General features: G+C 76.7%; 11 protein-coding genes. 6 read left to right on the top strand and 5 right to left on the bottom strand.

The features are described 5' to 3' along the window. Positions 1–931, top strand: a 931-nt coding sequence (locus PGB27_RS21315; protein ID WP_274202424.1) for a DUF4389 domain-containing protein, incomplete at its 5' end; no start/stop codon positions are given. 61 nt (positions 932–992) lie between these two features. Here PGB27_RS21315 and PGB27_RS21320 read toward each other — a convergent pair. Next, a complete protein-coding gene (locus tag PGB27_RS21320; RefSeq protein WP_274202425.1) occupies positions 993–1,787 on the bottom strand; it encodes a DUF6544 family protein in 795 nt (264 codons plus the stop codon). 158 nt (positions 1,788–1,945) lie between these two features. Between PGB27_RS21320 and PGB27_RS21325 the strand changes: the two genes are divergently transcribed. Continuing rightward, positions 1,946–2,404, top strand: a complete 459-nt coding sequence (locus tag PGB27_RS21325) for a CBS domain-containing protein (RefSeq protein ID WP_274202426.1) — start codon at positions 1,946–1,948, stop codon at positions 2,402–2,404. A 32-nt stretch (positions 2,405–2,436) separates the two neighbouring features. Here PGB27_RS21325 and PGB27_RS21330 read toward each other — a convergent pair whose 3' ends face one another. Beyond that, positions 2,437–3,231 carry a hypothetical protein gene (locus PGB27_RS21330; RefSeq protein WP_274202427.1) on the bottom strand — a complete coding sequence of 265 codons (795 nt, stop codon included), beginning with the start codon at positions 3,229–3,231 and terminating at the stop codon, positions 2,437–2,439. Positions 3,232–3,359: 128 nt separating this feature from the next. Between PGB27_RS21330 and PGB27_RS21335 the strand changes: the two genes are divergently transcribed. Continuing rightward, a complete protein-coding gene (locus tag PGB27_RS21335; protein ID WP_274202428.1) occupies positions 3,360–4,238 on the top strand; it encodes a CBS domain-containing protein in 879 nt (292 codons plus the stop codon). On the opposite strand, the gene PGB27_RS21340 is transcribed toward PGB27_RS21335, so the two are convergent. Beyond that, positions 4,207–4,809 (bottom strand): Rv1733c family protein, encoded by a 603-nt coding sequence (locus PGB27_RS21340; protein WP_274202429.1) that lies wholly within the window; start codon positions 4,807–4,809, stop codon positions 4,207–4,209. The genes PGB27_RS21335 and PGB27_RS21340 overlap by 32 nt on opposite strands. Positions 4,810–5,025: 216 nt before the next feature. Here PGB27_RS21340 and PGB27_RS21345 point away from each other — a divergent pair, with 216 nt between their 5' ends. The 3 genes from PGB27_RS21345 to cydD are packed head-to-tail and all read left to right on the top strand — an operon-like array spanning position 5,026 to position 10,962. Further along, on the top strand, positions 5,026–6,426 hold the full coding sequence (locus PGB27_RS21345; protein WP_274202430.1) for a cytochrome ubiquinol oxidase subunit I: 1,401 nt from the start codon (positions 5,026–5,028) through the stop codon (positions 6,424–6,426). A 31-nt stretch (positions 6,427–6,457) separates the two neighbouring features. Next, positions 6,458–7,507: a cytochrome d ubiquinol oxidase subunit II gene (gene cydB / locus PGB27_RS21350; protein WP_274202431.1), complete on the top strand. Its 1,050-nt coding sequence runs from the start codon at positions 6,458–6,460 to the stop codon at positions 7,505–7,507. After that, the gene (cydD, locus tag PGB27_RS21355) at positions 7,504–10,962 is read left to right on the top strand and encodes a thiol reductant ABC exporter subunit CydD (RefSeq protein ID WP_274202432.1); all 3,459 of its coding nucleotides are present in this window, start codon (positions 7,504–7,506) and stop codon (positions 10,960–10,962) included. The genes cydB and cydD overlap by 4 nt, the downstream gene beginning before the upstream one ends. Here the strand turns inward: cydD and PGB27_RS21360 are convergent. Both PGB27_RS21360 and PGB27_RS21365 read right to left on the bottom strand, forming a co-directional pair. After that, positions 10,943–12,052, bottom strand: a complete 1,110-nt coding sequence (locus PGB27_RS21360; RefSeq protein ID WP_274202433.1) for an acetate/propionate family kinase — start codon at positions 12,050–12,052, stop codon at positions 10,943–10,945. The genes cydD and PGB27_RS21360 overlap by 20 nt on opposite strands. Next, on the bottom strand, positions 12,052–14,565 hold the full coding sequence (locus PGB27_RS21365) for a phosphoketolase family protein (protein WP_274202434.1): 2,514 nt from the start codon (positions 14,563–14,565) through the stop codon (positions 12,052–12,054). The genes PGB27_RS21360 and PGB27_RS21365 overlap by 1 nt, the downstream gene beginning before the upstream one ends. Positions 14,566–14,595: the final 30 nt, after the last annotated feature.

A 14,595-nucleotide genomic window follows, 5' to 3' on the forward strand; every position in this document is an offset into this window, starting at 1 on the left:
CGGCCTCCTGGCCCTCGTCGCGATCGTCGTGCACGCCGTCCGCGGGTCGTACCCGCGACAGCTGTTCGACCTGATCATGGGCTTCGACCGCTGGGTCCTGCGCGTCGCGGCCTACGTGTTCCTGACGACGGACCGCTACCCGCCCTTCGTGCTCGAGCCGGGACCGCGCGAGCCGGGCGCACCCGCGACGACGGCGCCCTCGCCCGCACCGTCGCCGCGTCCGGGCTGGACGGTGGGCCCGGTCCTGGGGCTCGCCCTCGGCGCGGTGCTGTGCCTCGGCGCGGTGGCGCCGGTGGTCGGCGGGGTGACCGGGCTGGCGACCGACGCGGCGGGCCGCGACGCCACCGGCTACCTCACCACCCCGCCGACGGTCGTGACGGGCACGGGGTACGCGGTGCGGTCCCCGGAGCTGCTGCTCGACCCGACCGAGCCGACGTCGTTCTCGCCCGGCGCCGCGCTGGGCGACGTGCGGGTGCGGGCCGCCGCGCTCGAGCCGGGACGCCCGGTGTTCCTCGGGATCGCCCCGCGCGACGCGGCCGACCGCTACCTCGCCGGCGTGGCCGTCGGCACGGTCGCCGAGGGCCGGGACGGCGACACGCGGCCGCGTGTGGTCGAGCAGCCCGGCGGACCGCCGCCCGAGCAGCCCGCCGCCGCCGGCATCTGGGCCGCACAGACCTCGGGTCCGGGGACGCAGACCCTGACGTGGCGCCCGACGCCGGGCGACTGGGTGCTCGTCGTGCTCCAGCCCGACGGTCGCCCCGGGATCGACGTGGCCGCGGACGCCGGGGCCACCGTGCCCGGCCTGCGAGCCCTCTCGCTGGCCCTGCTCGCCGCGGGCGCGGTGCTGGTCGCACTCGGGGCGACCGCGGTGACCGTGGCCGTGGCGACGGCGCACCGTCGGGGACGGCCGACGGGCGAGCCGACGGCCTGAGACGGACGACGGCCCCGCCTCCCCTGACGGGGAGGCGGGGCCGTCGTCCGAGCGGGGCCGGCTACCAGAGCTCCCCCTCGGCAGCGTCGCCCGGCACGGCCTCGCACAGCTCGTCGAGGACCGGCCCGCCGGCGTGGACGGGTTCGAGACCCGTGAGCTGGAAGCGCAGGACCTCGCGGGTGGGCCCGGGCCCGTCGAGGCGCCACCCGAGGATGCCGGTGCTCGGCACGGTCAGGCCGTGGAACGTGCGGTGCTCGAGGATCTCCGCGCCGAAGGGCACGTCGCGGAAGAAGCCGGTGCGGTCGGGGTCGCCCCAGCGGACGGTGGTGATCCGGCGGGGCAGGCCGCCGCGGTGCAGGGTGAGGCGCACCTCGACCGGGGCCCCCGCGACCGCGAACGCGACGGAGGCCGTGTCGCGGTCCTCGACGCTCCAGCGGGCGTGCTCCGCGGGGAGCAGCACCGGGGGCACCCACATCGCGCTCAGTGCGGCGTGCGCGAGGTCGGCCCGCGCGAGGTCCGGGCCGACCAGCGCGGGGTGCACGCCCAGGCCGAGCACGGTCGTGGCGCGCCGCGCGCGGCCCGCGACCCAGGAGTCGACGACGCGCAGTCCCCCGGCCACCCGCACCTCGCGGAAGTAGCCGTGGGTCGGCAGCGTCACCTCGTGCCCGCGGTAGGGCCACCAGGTGCGGCCGACGCGCACGACGCCCCGGGTGCGCAGGCGCGCACCGATCACGTCGCGGGCCGACGGCGCCACCGAGTGGTCCCGGTACCGCGCCGCGATCGCCGGGTGGGTGTCGGGCTCCTCCTCGAGCACCGGCCCCGTGCCCTGGGCCCGCCGCTCGTCCGTCGCCACCATCGTGTCCTCCTCCGTCGCGCTCTGCGTGGCCCCCAGCGTCGGTCGCGGGACGGGGGCGCCGGCAGGGCCGGCGGCGTCGTGTGGTGACCCCGGGCGGCCTGTCATCTCCGGGCCCTCCGGCCCTGCTCGCACCGATCGCGCCCGACGACCGTCGGGTCATGACCACGCCGCCCGTGACCACCGCGACCAGCGCCGCGAGCGCCCCGCCCGAGGCCCTCGACGACGACCAGCCGGTGGGTTTCCTCATGGGTCCGCTCGCGCCGCTCGAGGTGCCGGCCACCACCCGGGTGAGCACCGCCCTGCACCGGCTGCGCGCGCTCGGCACCGACCACCTGGTGGTCCGCGGGCACGGGCCGGTGCGGGCCGTGAGCGAGGTCGACCTCCTGCGCCACCTGCTCGACGGCGGGGCCCGACCCGCACGTCAGCTGGACACGGTCGGCGCGCTCGCGACGCGCGTGCCGACGGTCGCGCCCACGGTGCGCCGGTCGCGGGCCGCGGAGCTGATGCTCGCCGAGGGCCACGCGCTGCTGATCGTCGTCGCCGACGGCGAGCCGTGCGGCGTCCTCGACGCCCGGACGCTGCTGCGCAGCGTGGCGGAGCGCTTCCGCCGGCGGTGACCCCCTGGCGGTTCCCCGTCCCCGAGCCGCCCTCAGGGGAACAGGCGGAGCGCCGCGTGCCCGACCCCGGTCTCGTGCTCCGCGGCGGCGAGCGTCGCGGCCCGGACCGCGGCGTCGTCGAAGGCCTCGACGTGCGCCTCGACCTGCAGTCCGCGCAGGGCGGCCTCGACGACCGCCCGCTCGAGCACGACGCCGGCCAGCACGGCCTCGCGCACGCCGTCGACGTGGGTGCACACCGCCAGCACGGGGTCGCGGCGCCACGGCAGATCCAGCGTGAGGGTGTCGGCCGGGACGGTCGCCGGGGTCCGCCAGGCCGGGACGCCGTCGCGGGTCGGTCCGTTGAGCAGGTGCAGCCAGGCCCCGCGGGAGGCCGCGGCGTGGGCGACGTCCACGACGCGCGACGCGTCGGCCGGCGCGGCGTAGCGCGGCGAGGCCGCACCGCCCGGGCGGCGGTCGACCCGCCGGCGGACCAGGTCCATCGGGGTCGCGGGGCGGCGCCGCGTCGCGGACACCGCGGCGAGCGGCCGCGCGTCGGCGTCGGTGGCGACGACCGTGCGGGGCGCCCACCCGAAGGAGCGCAGGGCGTTCTCCACGGCCCCGACGAGGCGGCCGGCGTGCACCAGCACGTGGTGCGCCGGGACGTCCGCCGGAGACGGGGCTCGACCGTGGAGAGCCGCCGGGTCGAGGGTGAGCTCGACCCGGCGGTCGCGCACCGACACCGCGCACGCGGGCGCCCCCGGCTCGGCCAGGGGCTCCAGGGCGTGCAGCAGGGCAGCGACCTCCGTGGGGCTCCACCGCTCGGACGACCGGGTACGCGTCGCGCTCATGCCTGGACCGTGCCCGGGTGCGCGGGCGCGCCCCAGGGCCGGACGTCACCGTCGTCGGGCCCTCCGTGCCCCCGGCACCCGGTCCGGTGGCCCTGCCGCGGCCGTGGGAACCCTCGGACGATCGCGGCATGGACACCGCCTCCGGCCCGCGCAGGGCCCGCGACCTCATGACCAGCCCCGTGCTCACGGTGCCGCCCGACGCGCCCCGCGCGGCCGTCGCGGCGCTGCTCGTGTCCCACGGCATCGCGTCGGCCCCCGTCGTCGACGCCCGCGGCCGCCTGCTCGGCGTCGTGGACGAGCGGCGGCTCGTCGGGGCCGCCGACGACGCGCCCGCCGCGGAGCTGATGACCCACGTCCCCACCGCCGACCCCGACACCCCGGTCGACGAGCTCGTGGACCGCCTCCTCGACGCCGGCTGCCGTGCCGTGCCGATCCTCCGGGAGGAGATCCCGGTCGGTGTCGTCAGCCGGCGCGACGTGCTGCGCCGCGTGGCCCGCGGCGAGCTGGACGTGCACGGGTCGCACGTCGCGGCGGATGCGCCCGTGGTCGTGGGCGTGGACGGGTCCGACGAGTCCGTGCAGGCCCTGCGCTGGGCGGCCGGGGTCGCGCAGGCGGAGGGAGTACCGCTGGTGGCCCTCACCGCCTCCGGCCCGCCCGACCTCTACGGCACCACCGGCGACCTCGCGCAGGCCGCACGCCGGCTGTTGGAGGGCGCGGTGCGTCGCGCGCTCGGCGACGACGCCGCGGAGCGGGTCCGGCTGAGACTGGAGGTCCGCGAGGGCCGGCCCGCGCGCGTGCTGCTGCGCGCGAGCGAGGACGCCCGCATGCTCGTGCTCGGCACCCGCCACGTCGAGGGCCTGGGCGACCCGCCCGGGGGCTCGGTGACGGCACGGCTGGTCAGCCGCGCCTGGTGCCCGGTCGTCGCCGTGGTGCCGGTGCCGGAGCACGCGCCGGCCGGACACGCGGCGGACGCGGTCAGCGCCGGCTGGGGTGGTCAGGCCCGGTGAAGCGGCGCCACGCCTCGTCCCACGCCCGCAGCCGGGCCCGGTCGAGCAGCCAGCGCAGGCCGGCGAGGAGGGCCGCCGAGAGCAGGAGGTCGCCGAGCAGGATGACGAGCGCGGTCGCGACACCCTGGGTGACGGGGAGGCCGGGGTCCATCGGCTCGCCGGTGGGCCGGTCGGCGGCGTCCACCCACAGCACCCGGGTGTCACCGGGCCGGGCCCGCTCGGGGACCCGCACGACCGCCTCACGGGTGGTGCCGTCCGCGGCGGTCCACCGGACGGGCGCGCGCACCTCGTCCACGACCACGTCGGGACGGCGCGACACCTGACGCGGGTCCGCCATCACCTCGCCGACGACCTGGTGACGCTCGGCCCGTTGCGCGGCGACCTGCGGTGCCAGGTCCGCCGTCACCTGGCTACCGACGGCCAGCGCCACGGGCACCGCGAGCAGACCGACGAGCAGCAGCACCCAGCGCGCCGCCACCTCGACGCGGTCACTGCGCCGCCGCAGCGTCGAGCGCTTCGGCACGAACAGCCCGATCGCGCGGTGCACCGCTCCTGTCCCCGTCGTGCTCACCGTGGCCGCCTCCTCCGTCGATGCGGGACGGAGTCGAGCGTGGGCGGGCGCAGGGGCCGTCGGCACGGGCGGCGGGCCCGTCCCCGACGGGCGGTCGGCCCGTCCGTCGGGGACCACCGGCAGGACCTTCGACCCTGATCATGAGCGGGCCCGCCCCGGCACCGTTCCTGCCGATCCCCGCGTCCGGTGCGGGGCAGGACGCGGGAGGCCCCCGAGATGGCGCTGGACCTGGCGCGCTGGCAGTTCGGCGTGACGACCGTCTACCACTTCCTGTTCGTGCCGCTGACGATCGGCCTGTCGCTGCTGGTCGCGGGCATGCAGACCGCCTGGGTCCGCACCGGCGACGAGCGCTGGCTGCGGATGACGAAGTTCTGGGGCAAGCTCTTCCTGATCAACTTCGCCATGGGCGTGGTGACCGGGATCGTCCAGGAGTTCCAGTTCGGGATGAACTGGAGCGACTACAGCCGCTTCGTCGGCGACGTCTTCGGGGCACCGCTGGCGATCGAGGGGCTGCTCGCCTTCTTCCTCGAGTCGACCTTCCTCGGCCTGTGGATCTTCGGGTGGGGCCGGCTGCCGAAGAAGGTGCACCTGGCCACCATCTGGGCCGCCGCGATCGGCACCCTGCTCTCGGCCTACTTCATCCTCGCGGCCAACTCGTGGATGCAGCACCCGGTCGGGTCCTGGGTCAACCCGGTCACCGGGCGCGCCGAGCTCACCGACTTCGGCGCGGTCCTGACGAACTCCACCGCGGTCGGCGCCTTCACCCACACCATCACCGCGGCGTTCCTCACCGCCGGCATGTTCGTCCTGGGCATCTCGGCCTGGCACCTGGCGCGGGGGAACGAGACGCGGGTGTTCCGCTCCTCGCTGCGCCTGGCGCTGGTGACCGTGCTCGTCGCCGGCGTCGGCACGGTGGTCACCGGCGACGTGCAGGCCCGCCTCATGACCGAGCAGCAGCCGATGAAGATGGCCGCCGCCGAGGCCCTGTGGGACACGAGCTCGCCGGCGTCGTTCTCGCTGTTCACCATCGGCAGCCTCGACGGCTCGCAGGAGGTCTGGAGCGTCCGCGTGCCGAAGGTGCTCTCCTTCATGGCCACCGGTGACCCCGACGGCACGGTCGAGGGGATCAACGACGTCCAGCGGGCCTCCGAGGCGCAGTTCGGACCGGGCGACTACCGGCCCAACGTGCCCGTCGCCTACTGGACCTTTCGCGTCATGATCGGCTTCGGCGCCCTCGCGATGCTCCTCGCGCTGGCCGGTCTGTGGCTGCAGCGCGGGGGTCGCGTGCCCGCGTCGCGGTGGTTCACCTGGGCGGCGCTGGCCGGCATCGGGTTCCCGGTCGTCGCCAACGCCGTCGGCTGGATCTTCACCGAGATGGGCCGCCAGCCGTGGGTCGTGTACGGCACCCTGCGGACCGCCGACGGCGTCAGCCCCTCGGTCGGCGCCGCCACCGTCGCCACCTCGCTGATCGTGTTCACCGTGCTCTACGGCGTGCTCGCCGTGGTCGAGGTGACCCTGCTCGTCCGCTACGCCCGCAAGGGGCCCGACCCCCTGCCCTCGCCCGACGAGGACGCGCCGAGCACGCCGGCGCCGCGTCCGCTCGCCGTCGCGTACTGACCCCCGGCGACCCGGGAGAAGTGAGGACATCGTGTTCGGCCTCGCGCTGACCGACATCTGGTTCCTGCTCATCGCCCTGCTCTGGACGGGCTACTTCGTCCTCGAGGGCTTCGACTTCGGCGTCGGCGCCCTGCTGACCCTGCTGGGCCGCGACGAGGTCGACCGCCGCCGGGTCGTCAACACCATCGGCCCGCTCTGGGACGGCAACGAGGTGTGGCTGCTCGTGGCCGGCGGCGCGACCTTCGCGGCGTTCCCCGAGTGGTACGCGAGCCTGTTCTCGGGGTTCTACCTGGCGCTGCTGGTGCTGCTGGTCGCCCTCATCGGACGCGGGGTGGCCTTCGAGTACCGCGGGAAGGTCGACGACGACACGTGGCGCCGACGGTGGGACGCCGTCATCGTCGCGACCTCGGCGATCCCCGCGCTGCTGTGGGGCGTGGCGTTCGCCAACATCGTCGCGGGGGTCCCGCTCGACGCCCAGCACGAGTACACCGGCACGCTGCTGACGCTGCTCAACCCCTACGCGCTGCTCGGCGGCCTGACCACGCTGCTCGTGTTCCTGCTCCACGGCGCGGTGTTCGTCGCGCTGAAGACCGACGGCGAGCTGCGCCGGCGGGCCCACCGCCTGGCCCTGCGCCTCGGGCTGGGCGCGGTGCCGGTGGCCGCCGGCTTCCTGGTCTGGACCGAGCTCGCCCACGGCGGCGGCTGGACGTGGATCAGCGCGGTCGTCGCGGCCGTGGCCCTCGTCGGCGCGGTCCTGCTGGTCGGGCGGCAGCGCGAGGGCTGGGCGTTCACGCTGACCGCGGCGACGATCGTGGCCACGACGGTGACGCTGTTCGGCTCCCTCTACCCCGCGGTCCTGCCGTCGTCCACCGACCCGGCCGGCACGCTCACGACGACCAACGCCGCCTCGACGCCGTACACGCTGCAGATCATGACCTGGGTCGCGCTCGCGGTGACCCCGGTCGTGCTGGCCTACCAGGCCTGGAGCTACTGGGTGTTCCGCCGGCGCCTGACCCGCGACGACATCCCGCCGGCCACCGGCCTGCCCCCGCGCGAGCGGCGGCCGCGGGTGCCGCGGTGAAGCCGCTGGACCCCCGCCTGCTGCGCCACGTCCGCCCGGCCCGCACCTTTGTGGTGCTCGCGGCCGCGGCGGGCGTGGCCACGGCCGGGCTGGTCGTCGTCCAGGCGGACCTGCTCTCGCGGGTGGTGGCCCGGGCGTTCCTGGACGGCGCGCCGCTCGCGGCCCTGACGACCCTGCTGGCGGGCCTCGTCGTCGTGGTCGCCGGGCGGGCGCTGCTGGCATGGGCCACCGAGGCCGCCGCCGTGCGGGCGAGCGCCCGCGTGATCGGGCAGCTGCGGGCCGACCTCGTCGACCTCGTCCTGCGACTCGGCCCGCGCGACCCCCGCCTGCCCTCGACCGGCGAGCTCGGGACGCTCGCCACCCGCGGGATCGACGCCCTCGACGGCTACCTGCGCCGCTACCTGCCCACCCTGCTGCTGGCCACGACGGTCCCGCTGCTGGTCGGGGTGCGGCTGCTGACCGCCGACTGGCTCTCCGCGGTGATCGTGGCCGTCACCGTGCCCCTGATCCCCCTGTTCATGGTCCTGGTCGGCCTGCGCACCCGCGACGACACGGCGCGGCGCTGGCGGGCCCTCGCGGTGCTGGGCCACCACTTCCTCGACCTCGTCGCCGGCCTCGACGTGCTGGTCGCCTTCGGTCGCGCCGGCGCCCAGGCCGGGCGGCTGCGCGCCGTCGCCGCCGAGTACCGGCGGGCCACGATGCGGACGCTGCGGGTGGCCTTCCTGTCCGCGCTGGTGCTCGAGGTGCTGGCGACGCTCTCGGTCGCCCTGGTCGCGGTGTCGGTGGGCCTGCGCCTGGCCGAGGGTCGCCTCGACCTCGCCACCGGGCTGCTGGTGATCATGCTGGCGCCGGAGATCTACCTGCCGCTGCGCGCGGTCGGCGCCCGGTTCCACGACAGCGCCGAGGGCCTGGCCGCCGCCGACGAGGTGTTCGCGGTGCTGGGGACGGAGCCGGCGGGCCCGGGGGGCGCCCGCCGGCCCGCGCCCGACCCGTCGCGGGTCCCGGTGCACCTCGAGCGGGTCGGCGTCGACGGACGCAGCGGCCCCGTGCTCGACGACCTCTCCCTGACCGTGGCCCCCGGCGAGGTCGTCGGGCTGCGCGGCCCGAGCGGCGCGGGCAAGTCGACGCTGCTCGACCTGGTCACGGGCCTGCGTCGCCCCGACCGCGGCCGGGTGCTCGTCGGCGGGGTCCCGCTCGACGAGCTCGACCCCGCCGCCTGGCGCGCCCGGATCGCGTGGGTGCCGCAGCGACCCGTGCTCGTCGCGGGCACGGTCGCCGACAACGTCCGCCTCGGCGCCCCCGAGGCTCCCGACGCGGCGGTCGCCCGCGCCGTCCGGGTCGCCCGCGTCGACCTGGCGCTCGACGCCCCCGTCGGCGAGCGGGGCGCGGGGCTCTCCACCGGTCAGCAGCGCCGTGTCGCCCTGGCCCGCGCGCTGCTCGCCGACCGTCCCCTGGTCCTGCTCGACGAACCCACCGAGGGCGTCGACGCGGAGACCGAGGCGGCCCTGCTGGCGTCCCTGCCCCACGCCCTCGCCGGCCGCAGCGCGATCGTCGTCAGCCACCGCCCCGACGTCCTCGCCGCCTGCGACCGGGTCGTCGACCTCGCCGGCCTCCTCACGGCCCCTGCCGCTGTCCCTGCCGCTGTCCCTGCCGCTGCCCCGACGACTGCCCCGACGGCGCCGCGGTCCGCGGCCGGACCGTCGCCGGCGGCCGAGGAGCACGACGCGCCGACGCCCGCCGCCGGTCGTGGGTCGGGTGCGCTGCGGTGGTTCGCCGCCGCCGCCCGCCCCCGCGCGGGCCGGCTCGCGGTCGCGGTCCTGCTCGGCGCCGGGGCGCTGGGCAGCGCGGTGGCGCTGACCGCCACGTCCGCGTGGCTGATCTCCGCGGCCGCGCTGCAGCCGCCGCTGCTGACGCTGATGGTCGCGATCGTCGCGGTGCGCGCGTTCGGGCTGGCCAAGGGCGTCCTGCGCTACCTCGAGCGGCTGGCGTCCCACGACGCCGCCCTGCGCCTCGGCGCCGACCTGCGCGTGCGGGTCTGGCGGGCCCTCGTGCGCCGCGGCCCGGCGGCGACCGCCGCGCAGCGCCGCGGCGATCTGCTGTCCCGCCTCACCGGCGACGTCGACGCCCAGCAGGACGTGCTGATCCGGACCGTCGTGCCCGCGGCGTCCGCGCTGCTCGTCGGCGCCGCGCTGGTCGGTCTGTTCACCGTCCTGCTCCCCGAGGCCGGCCTCGCCCTCGCGCTGGGCCTGCTCCTCGCGGGCGTCGTCGCCCCGCTGCTCGGCGTCCTCGCCGGCCGGCGCGCCGCGCGGACGACCGCCACGGCCCGTGCCGCGGTGGCCACCGGCACCCTCGAGCTGCTCGACGGTGCCGCCGACCTCCTCGTCCTGGGTGCCGCGGACCGTCGCCGTCGCCGGCTCGCCGCCCACGACACCGAGCTCGCCGGCCGTCTGGTGTCGCAGGCGGGTGGAGCGGGCGTCGGCGCGGGCCTCGGGGTCCTCGGGCTGGGTCTCGCGATGGTCGCCGCGACGGTCCTCGGCGTGCTCGCGCTGACCGACGGCCGGCTGGCGCCGACGGCCCTCGCGGTCCTGGCGCTCACGCCGCTGGCCGCCGCCGAGCTCGTCGCCGGGCTGCCCGACGCCGCGACGCGTCTCGCCGAGGCGGTCCCGGCCACCCGCCGGCTCGCCGGGCTCGAGGCGGCGCCCGCGCCCGTCGTCGACCCGCGCCGACCCGCGGCCGTGCCGGCCGACCCGGTCGTGGCGGCCGAGCAGCTCGCCGTCCGCTGGCCGGACGCGACACGCGAGGCGGTCAGCGGGGTGTCGTTCGCGCTCCCGCCCGGCGAGCGGATGGTGCTCGCCGGCCCGTCGGGCGCAGGCAAGAGCACGGTGCTCGCCGCGGTCCTGCGCACCCTGGCGGCGGCCCGCGGCGCGGTCACCCTCGACGGCCGCGACACCGCGACCATGGCGGCCGAGGACGTGCGCGCCCACATCGCGTGGTGCGGGCCGGCCGCGCACCTGTTCGACAGCACGCTGCGGGAGAACCTGCGCCTCGCCCGGCCCGCGGCGACCGACGAGGAGCTCGTCGACGCCCTGCGGCGCGCCCGTCTCGGCGGGTGGTTCGCGTCGCTGCCCGCGGGGCTCGACACGCCGCTGGGCGAGCACGGCGGCCCGGTGTCCGGGGGCGAGCGCCAGCGGCTCGCGGTGGCCCGGGTGCTGCTCGCCGACCGCCCCGTGCTCGCCCTCGACGAGCCCACCGCCCACCTGGACGCGCCCACGGCCACGGCGCTCGCCGGTGAGATCGGCGAGATGAGCCGCGGCCGGACGACCATCGTCGTCTCCCACCGACCGGCGGAGTTCCCGGACCTGCCCGTGGTCACGATCGGGGCGACGCGTGACGGGTCGGCCGGGCGCCGACGGGCGGCCTCGCCGCTCGCCGCCGTCACGCGAGGGCGTCGATGACCTCACGGGCGATGACGAGGTCCTCACGGGCGTGCACCACCACCGTGCGCGCCGTCGCGCCGGGCGCCGACACGTCGCCCTCCGCGCCGTCGACCGCCGCCGCGTCGGCGCGCGGGTCGACGGCGAGGCCGAGGAAGCCGAGCCCCTCGACCACGCGGCGTCGCAGCACCGGGGCGTTCTCCCCAACCCCGCCGCTGAACACCAGCACGTCGACCCCGCCGCAGGCCGCCGCCATCGCCGCGAGCTGCCCGCGGGCCCGGTGCACCCAGACGTCGACGGCGAGCTGCGCGTCCGGTTTTCCCGCCTCGCCGGCGGCGAGCACGCGCCGCATGTCGGCCTCCCCGGCGAGGCCCACCAGGCCCGAGGCGTGGTCGAGGGCGTGGTCGACCTCGGCGGTCGGCACGTCGGCGTGGAGCGTCAGCCACGCCACCGCCGACGGGTCGAGGTCGCCGCACCGCGTCGCCATCACCAGCCCGGCCGTGGGCGTGAACCCCATCGTCGTGTCCACCGAACGGCCGCCGCGGACCGCGCAGGCCGAGGCGCCGGAGCCGAGGTGTGCCACGACCACCCGGAGCTCGTCGAGCGGCCGGCCGACGATCTCCGCCGCCCGCGTCGAGCCCCACGCGTGCGCGAGCCCGTGGAACCCGTACTTGCGCATCCCGTGCTCGGCGCGCCAGGTCGCGGGCACCGCGTAGGTGCTCGCCGCGGCCGGCATCGTCGCGTGGAAGGCCGTGTCGAAGCAGGCCACCGACGGCACGTCCGGCAGCGCCTCGGCCACCGCGCGCAGGCCCGCGACGGCGGGCGGCTGGTGCAGCGGGGCGAGCACGGTGAGGCGGGCGATCCGCGCGAGCACGTCCCCGGCGACGACCACCGGCGCGGTGAAGTCGGCACCTCCGTGCACCACCCGGTGCCCCACGGCGTCCACGCCGCCGGCCGCCCGGGCGAGCCGGTCGACGGCGTCCTCGAGCGCGCCCTCGGCCGGTCGCCCGCGCGGGGCGTCGAGGTCGGTTCGGTGCGTCACCACGCCCTCGGGCTCGACCACGCGCAGCTTGACACTGCTCGACCCCGCGTTGACGACGAGGACCCGCATCAGCCCGGTCGCCCCGCGCCCGCGTCCTCCCGGACGTCGGCCAGCGGGTCGTGCTGGTCGGGGCCGACGCGGACGTCGTCGGGGAAGTCCGACGCGGTGTCCGCGGACGCGCCGGGCCGTCCCGCCCGCCCGTCCGGATCCCCGGAGCCCGTCCACACCCAGTCCCGCACGTCGGGCCGGTCCTCCCCGTGGCGGCGGGTGTACTCGCGGCAGGCGAGCCGCTCGTCGGCCATCCGCTGGCGCAGCCCGGCGTGGCGCACCCCCAGCCCCGGCACCCGGTCGATCACGTCCATGACCAGGTGGAAGCGGTCGAGGTCGTTGAGCATCACCATGTCGAAGGGCGTCGTGGTCGTGCCCTCCTCCTTGTAGCCGCGCACGTGCAGGTTGGCGTGGCCGGTGCGGCGGTAGGTCAGCCGGTGGATCAGCCAGGGGTAGCCGTGGTAGGCGAAGATGATCGGCTTGTCCGGCGTGAACAGGGCGTCGAACTCCCGGTCGGGCAGCCCGTGCGGGTGCTCGGTCGGGTCCTGGAGCCGCATGAGGTCCACGACGTTGACCACACGCACCTCGAGGTCGGGCAGGTGGCGGCGCAGCAGGTCGACCGCGGCGAGGGTCTCCAGCGTCGGGACGTCCCCGGCGCACGCCAGCACGACGTCGGGCTCGGCGGAGTCGTCGTTGCTGGCCCACTCCCACACCCCGAGCCCGCGGGTGCAGTGCGCGACCGCCTCGTCCATCCCCAGCCACTGCGGCGCGGGCTGCTTGCCGGCGACGATGACGTTGACGTAGTCCCGGGTGCGCAGACAGTGGTCGGCGGTGGAGAGCAGGGTGTTCGCGTCCGGCGGCAGGTACACCCGCACGAGCTCGGCCTTCTTGTTCACCACGTGGTCGATGAAGCCCGGATCCTGGTGGGAGAAGCCGTTGTGGTCCTGGCGCCACACGTGCGAGGTGAGCAGGTAGTTCAGCGAGCCGATCGGCCGCCGCCACGGGATGTCCCGGGTGACCTTCAGCCACTTGGCGTGCTGGTTGAGCATCGAGTCGACGATGTGGATGAACGCCTCGTAGCAGGTGAACAGCCCGTGTCGCCCGGTGAGCAGGTAGCCCTCCAGCCAGCCCTGACACATGTGCTCCGACAGCATCTCCACGGCGCGGCCCGTCGGGGCCAGGTGGTCGTCACCGTCGACGATCTCCCCGTCGAACTGCCGGTCGGTGACCGCGAAGACGTCCTGCAGGCGGTTGGAGGCGATCTCGTCGGGCCCGAAGACGCGGAAGTTCTCGGGGTTCTGCCGCACGACCTCCCGGATCCAGCCGCCCATCACGCGGGTGGCCTCCGCGACGGGCCCGCCGGGGCGGTCCACCGCGACGCCGTGGTCGCGGAAGTCGGGCAGGCGCAGGTCACGCAGCAGCTCGCCGCCGTTGGCGTGGGGCGTGGCGCTCATCCGCCGATCGCCGCCGGGGTGCAGGTCGGCGAGCTCGGGACGCAGCCGGCCGTCGTCGTCGAAGAGCTCCTCGGGCCGGTAGGAGCGCATCCACTGCTCGAGCTGCGCCCGGTGCTCCGCGTTGTCGCGGGTCCCGGCCAGCGGCACCTGGTGCGCCCGGTAGGTGCCCTCGACCCGTTGCCCGTCGACCTCGCGGGGCCCGGTCCAGCCCTTCGGCGTGCGCAGGACCAGCATCGGCCAGCGCGGGCGCGGCACCTCGCGGCCGGCGGCCTCGGCCTCGGCGGCCTCGCGACGGATGCGGGCGATCTCGTCGACGATCTCGTCCATCGTGTCGGCCATCCGCCGGTGCACCGCCGCGTGGTCCTCGTCGAGACCGGCCTCGACGACGGAGGGCCGGTAGCCGTAGCCCGTGAACAGCGCGAGCAGCTCGTCGTCGGGGATGCGCGCCAGCACCGTCGGGTTCGCGATCTTGTAGCCGTTGAGGTGCAGGACCGGCAGCACCGTGCCGTCGTGGACGGGGTGGCAGAACTTGTTCGCGTGCCACGCGGTGGCCAGCGGCCCGGTCTCGGCCTCGCCGTCCCCGACGACGCAGGCCACGAGCAGGTCGGGGTTGTCGAAGACGGCGCCGTAGGCGTGGGCCAGGGAGTAGCCCAGCTCGCCGCCCTCGTGGATCGAGCCCGGGGTCTCGGGCGCGACGTGGCTCGGGATACCGCCGGGGTAGGAGAACTGGCGGAACAGCGTCCGCATCCCCTCCTCGTCGGCGGTGACGTGGGAGTACCGCTCGGAGTAGGTCCCCTCGAGGTAGGCGGCGGCGACCACCGCCGGACCGCCGTGGCCGGGCCCCGAGACGAACAGCGGGTCGAACTCACCGCGTCGGGCCACGCGGTTGAGGTGGGCCCATAGGAAGGTCTGGCCCGGCGTGGTCCCCCAGTGGCCGAGGAGACGAGGCTTCACGTGGTCCGCGGCCAACGGTTCGCGCAGCAACGGGTTGTCCCGCAGGTAGATCTGGCCCACGGCCAGGTAGTTCGCCGCACGCCACCAGGCGTCCAGCAGGGACAGGTCGGATCGGTCGTCGCTCATCGCCACGGGGACCGGCTACCCCGTCCGCCC

Origin of the sequence: Actinomycetospora lemnae (assembly GCF_028737315.1) — a bacterium.
Taxonomy (GTDB): domain Bacteria; phylum Actinomycetota; class Actinomycetes; order Mycobacteriales; family Pseudonocardiaceae; genus Actinomycetospora; species Actinomycetospora lemnae.

Excerpts from the sequence above, each read along its gene's own strand:
- PGB27_RS21320 (WP_274202425.1), bottom strand. The coding sequence starts at position 1,787 with ATGGTGGCGACGGACGAGCGGCGGGCCCAGGGCACGGGGCCGGTGCTC.
- PGB27_RS21325 (WP_274202426.1), top strand. The coding sequence starts at position 1,946 with ATGACCACGCCGCCCGTGACCACCGCGACCAGCGCCGCGAGCGCCCCG.
- PGB27_RS21330 (WP_274202427.1), bottom strand. The coding sequence starts at position 3,231 with ATGAGCGCGACGCGTACCCGGTCGTCCGAGCGGTGGAGCCCCACGGAG.
- PGB27_RS21335 (WP_274202428.1), top strand. The coding sequence starts at position 3,360 with ATGGACACCGCCTCCGGCCCGCGCAGGGCCCGCGACCTCATGACCAGC.
- PGB27_RS21345 (WP_274202430.1), top strand. The coding sequence starts at position 5,026 with ATGGCGCTGGACCTGGCGCGCTGGCAGTTCGGCGTGACGACCGTCTAC.
- PGB27_RS21360 (WP_274202433.1), bottom strand. The coding sequence starts at position 12,052 with ATGCGGGTCCTCGTCGTCAACGCGGGGTCGAGCAGTGTCAAGCTGCGC.
- PGB27_RS21365 (WP_274202434.1), bottom strand. The coding sequence starts at position 14,565 with ATGAGCGACGACCGATCCGACCTGTCCCTGCTGGACGCCTGGTGGCGT.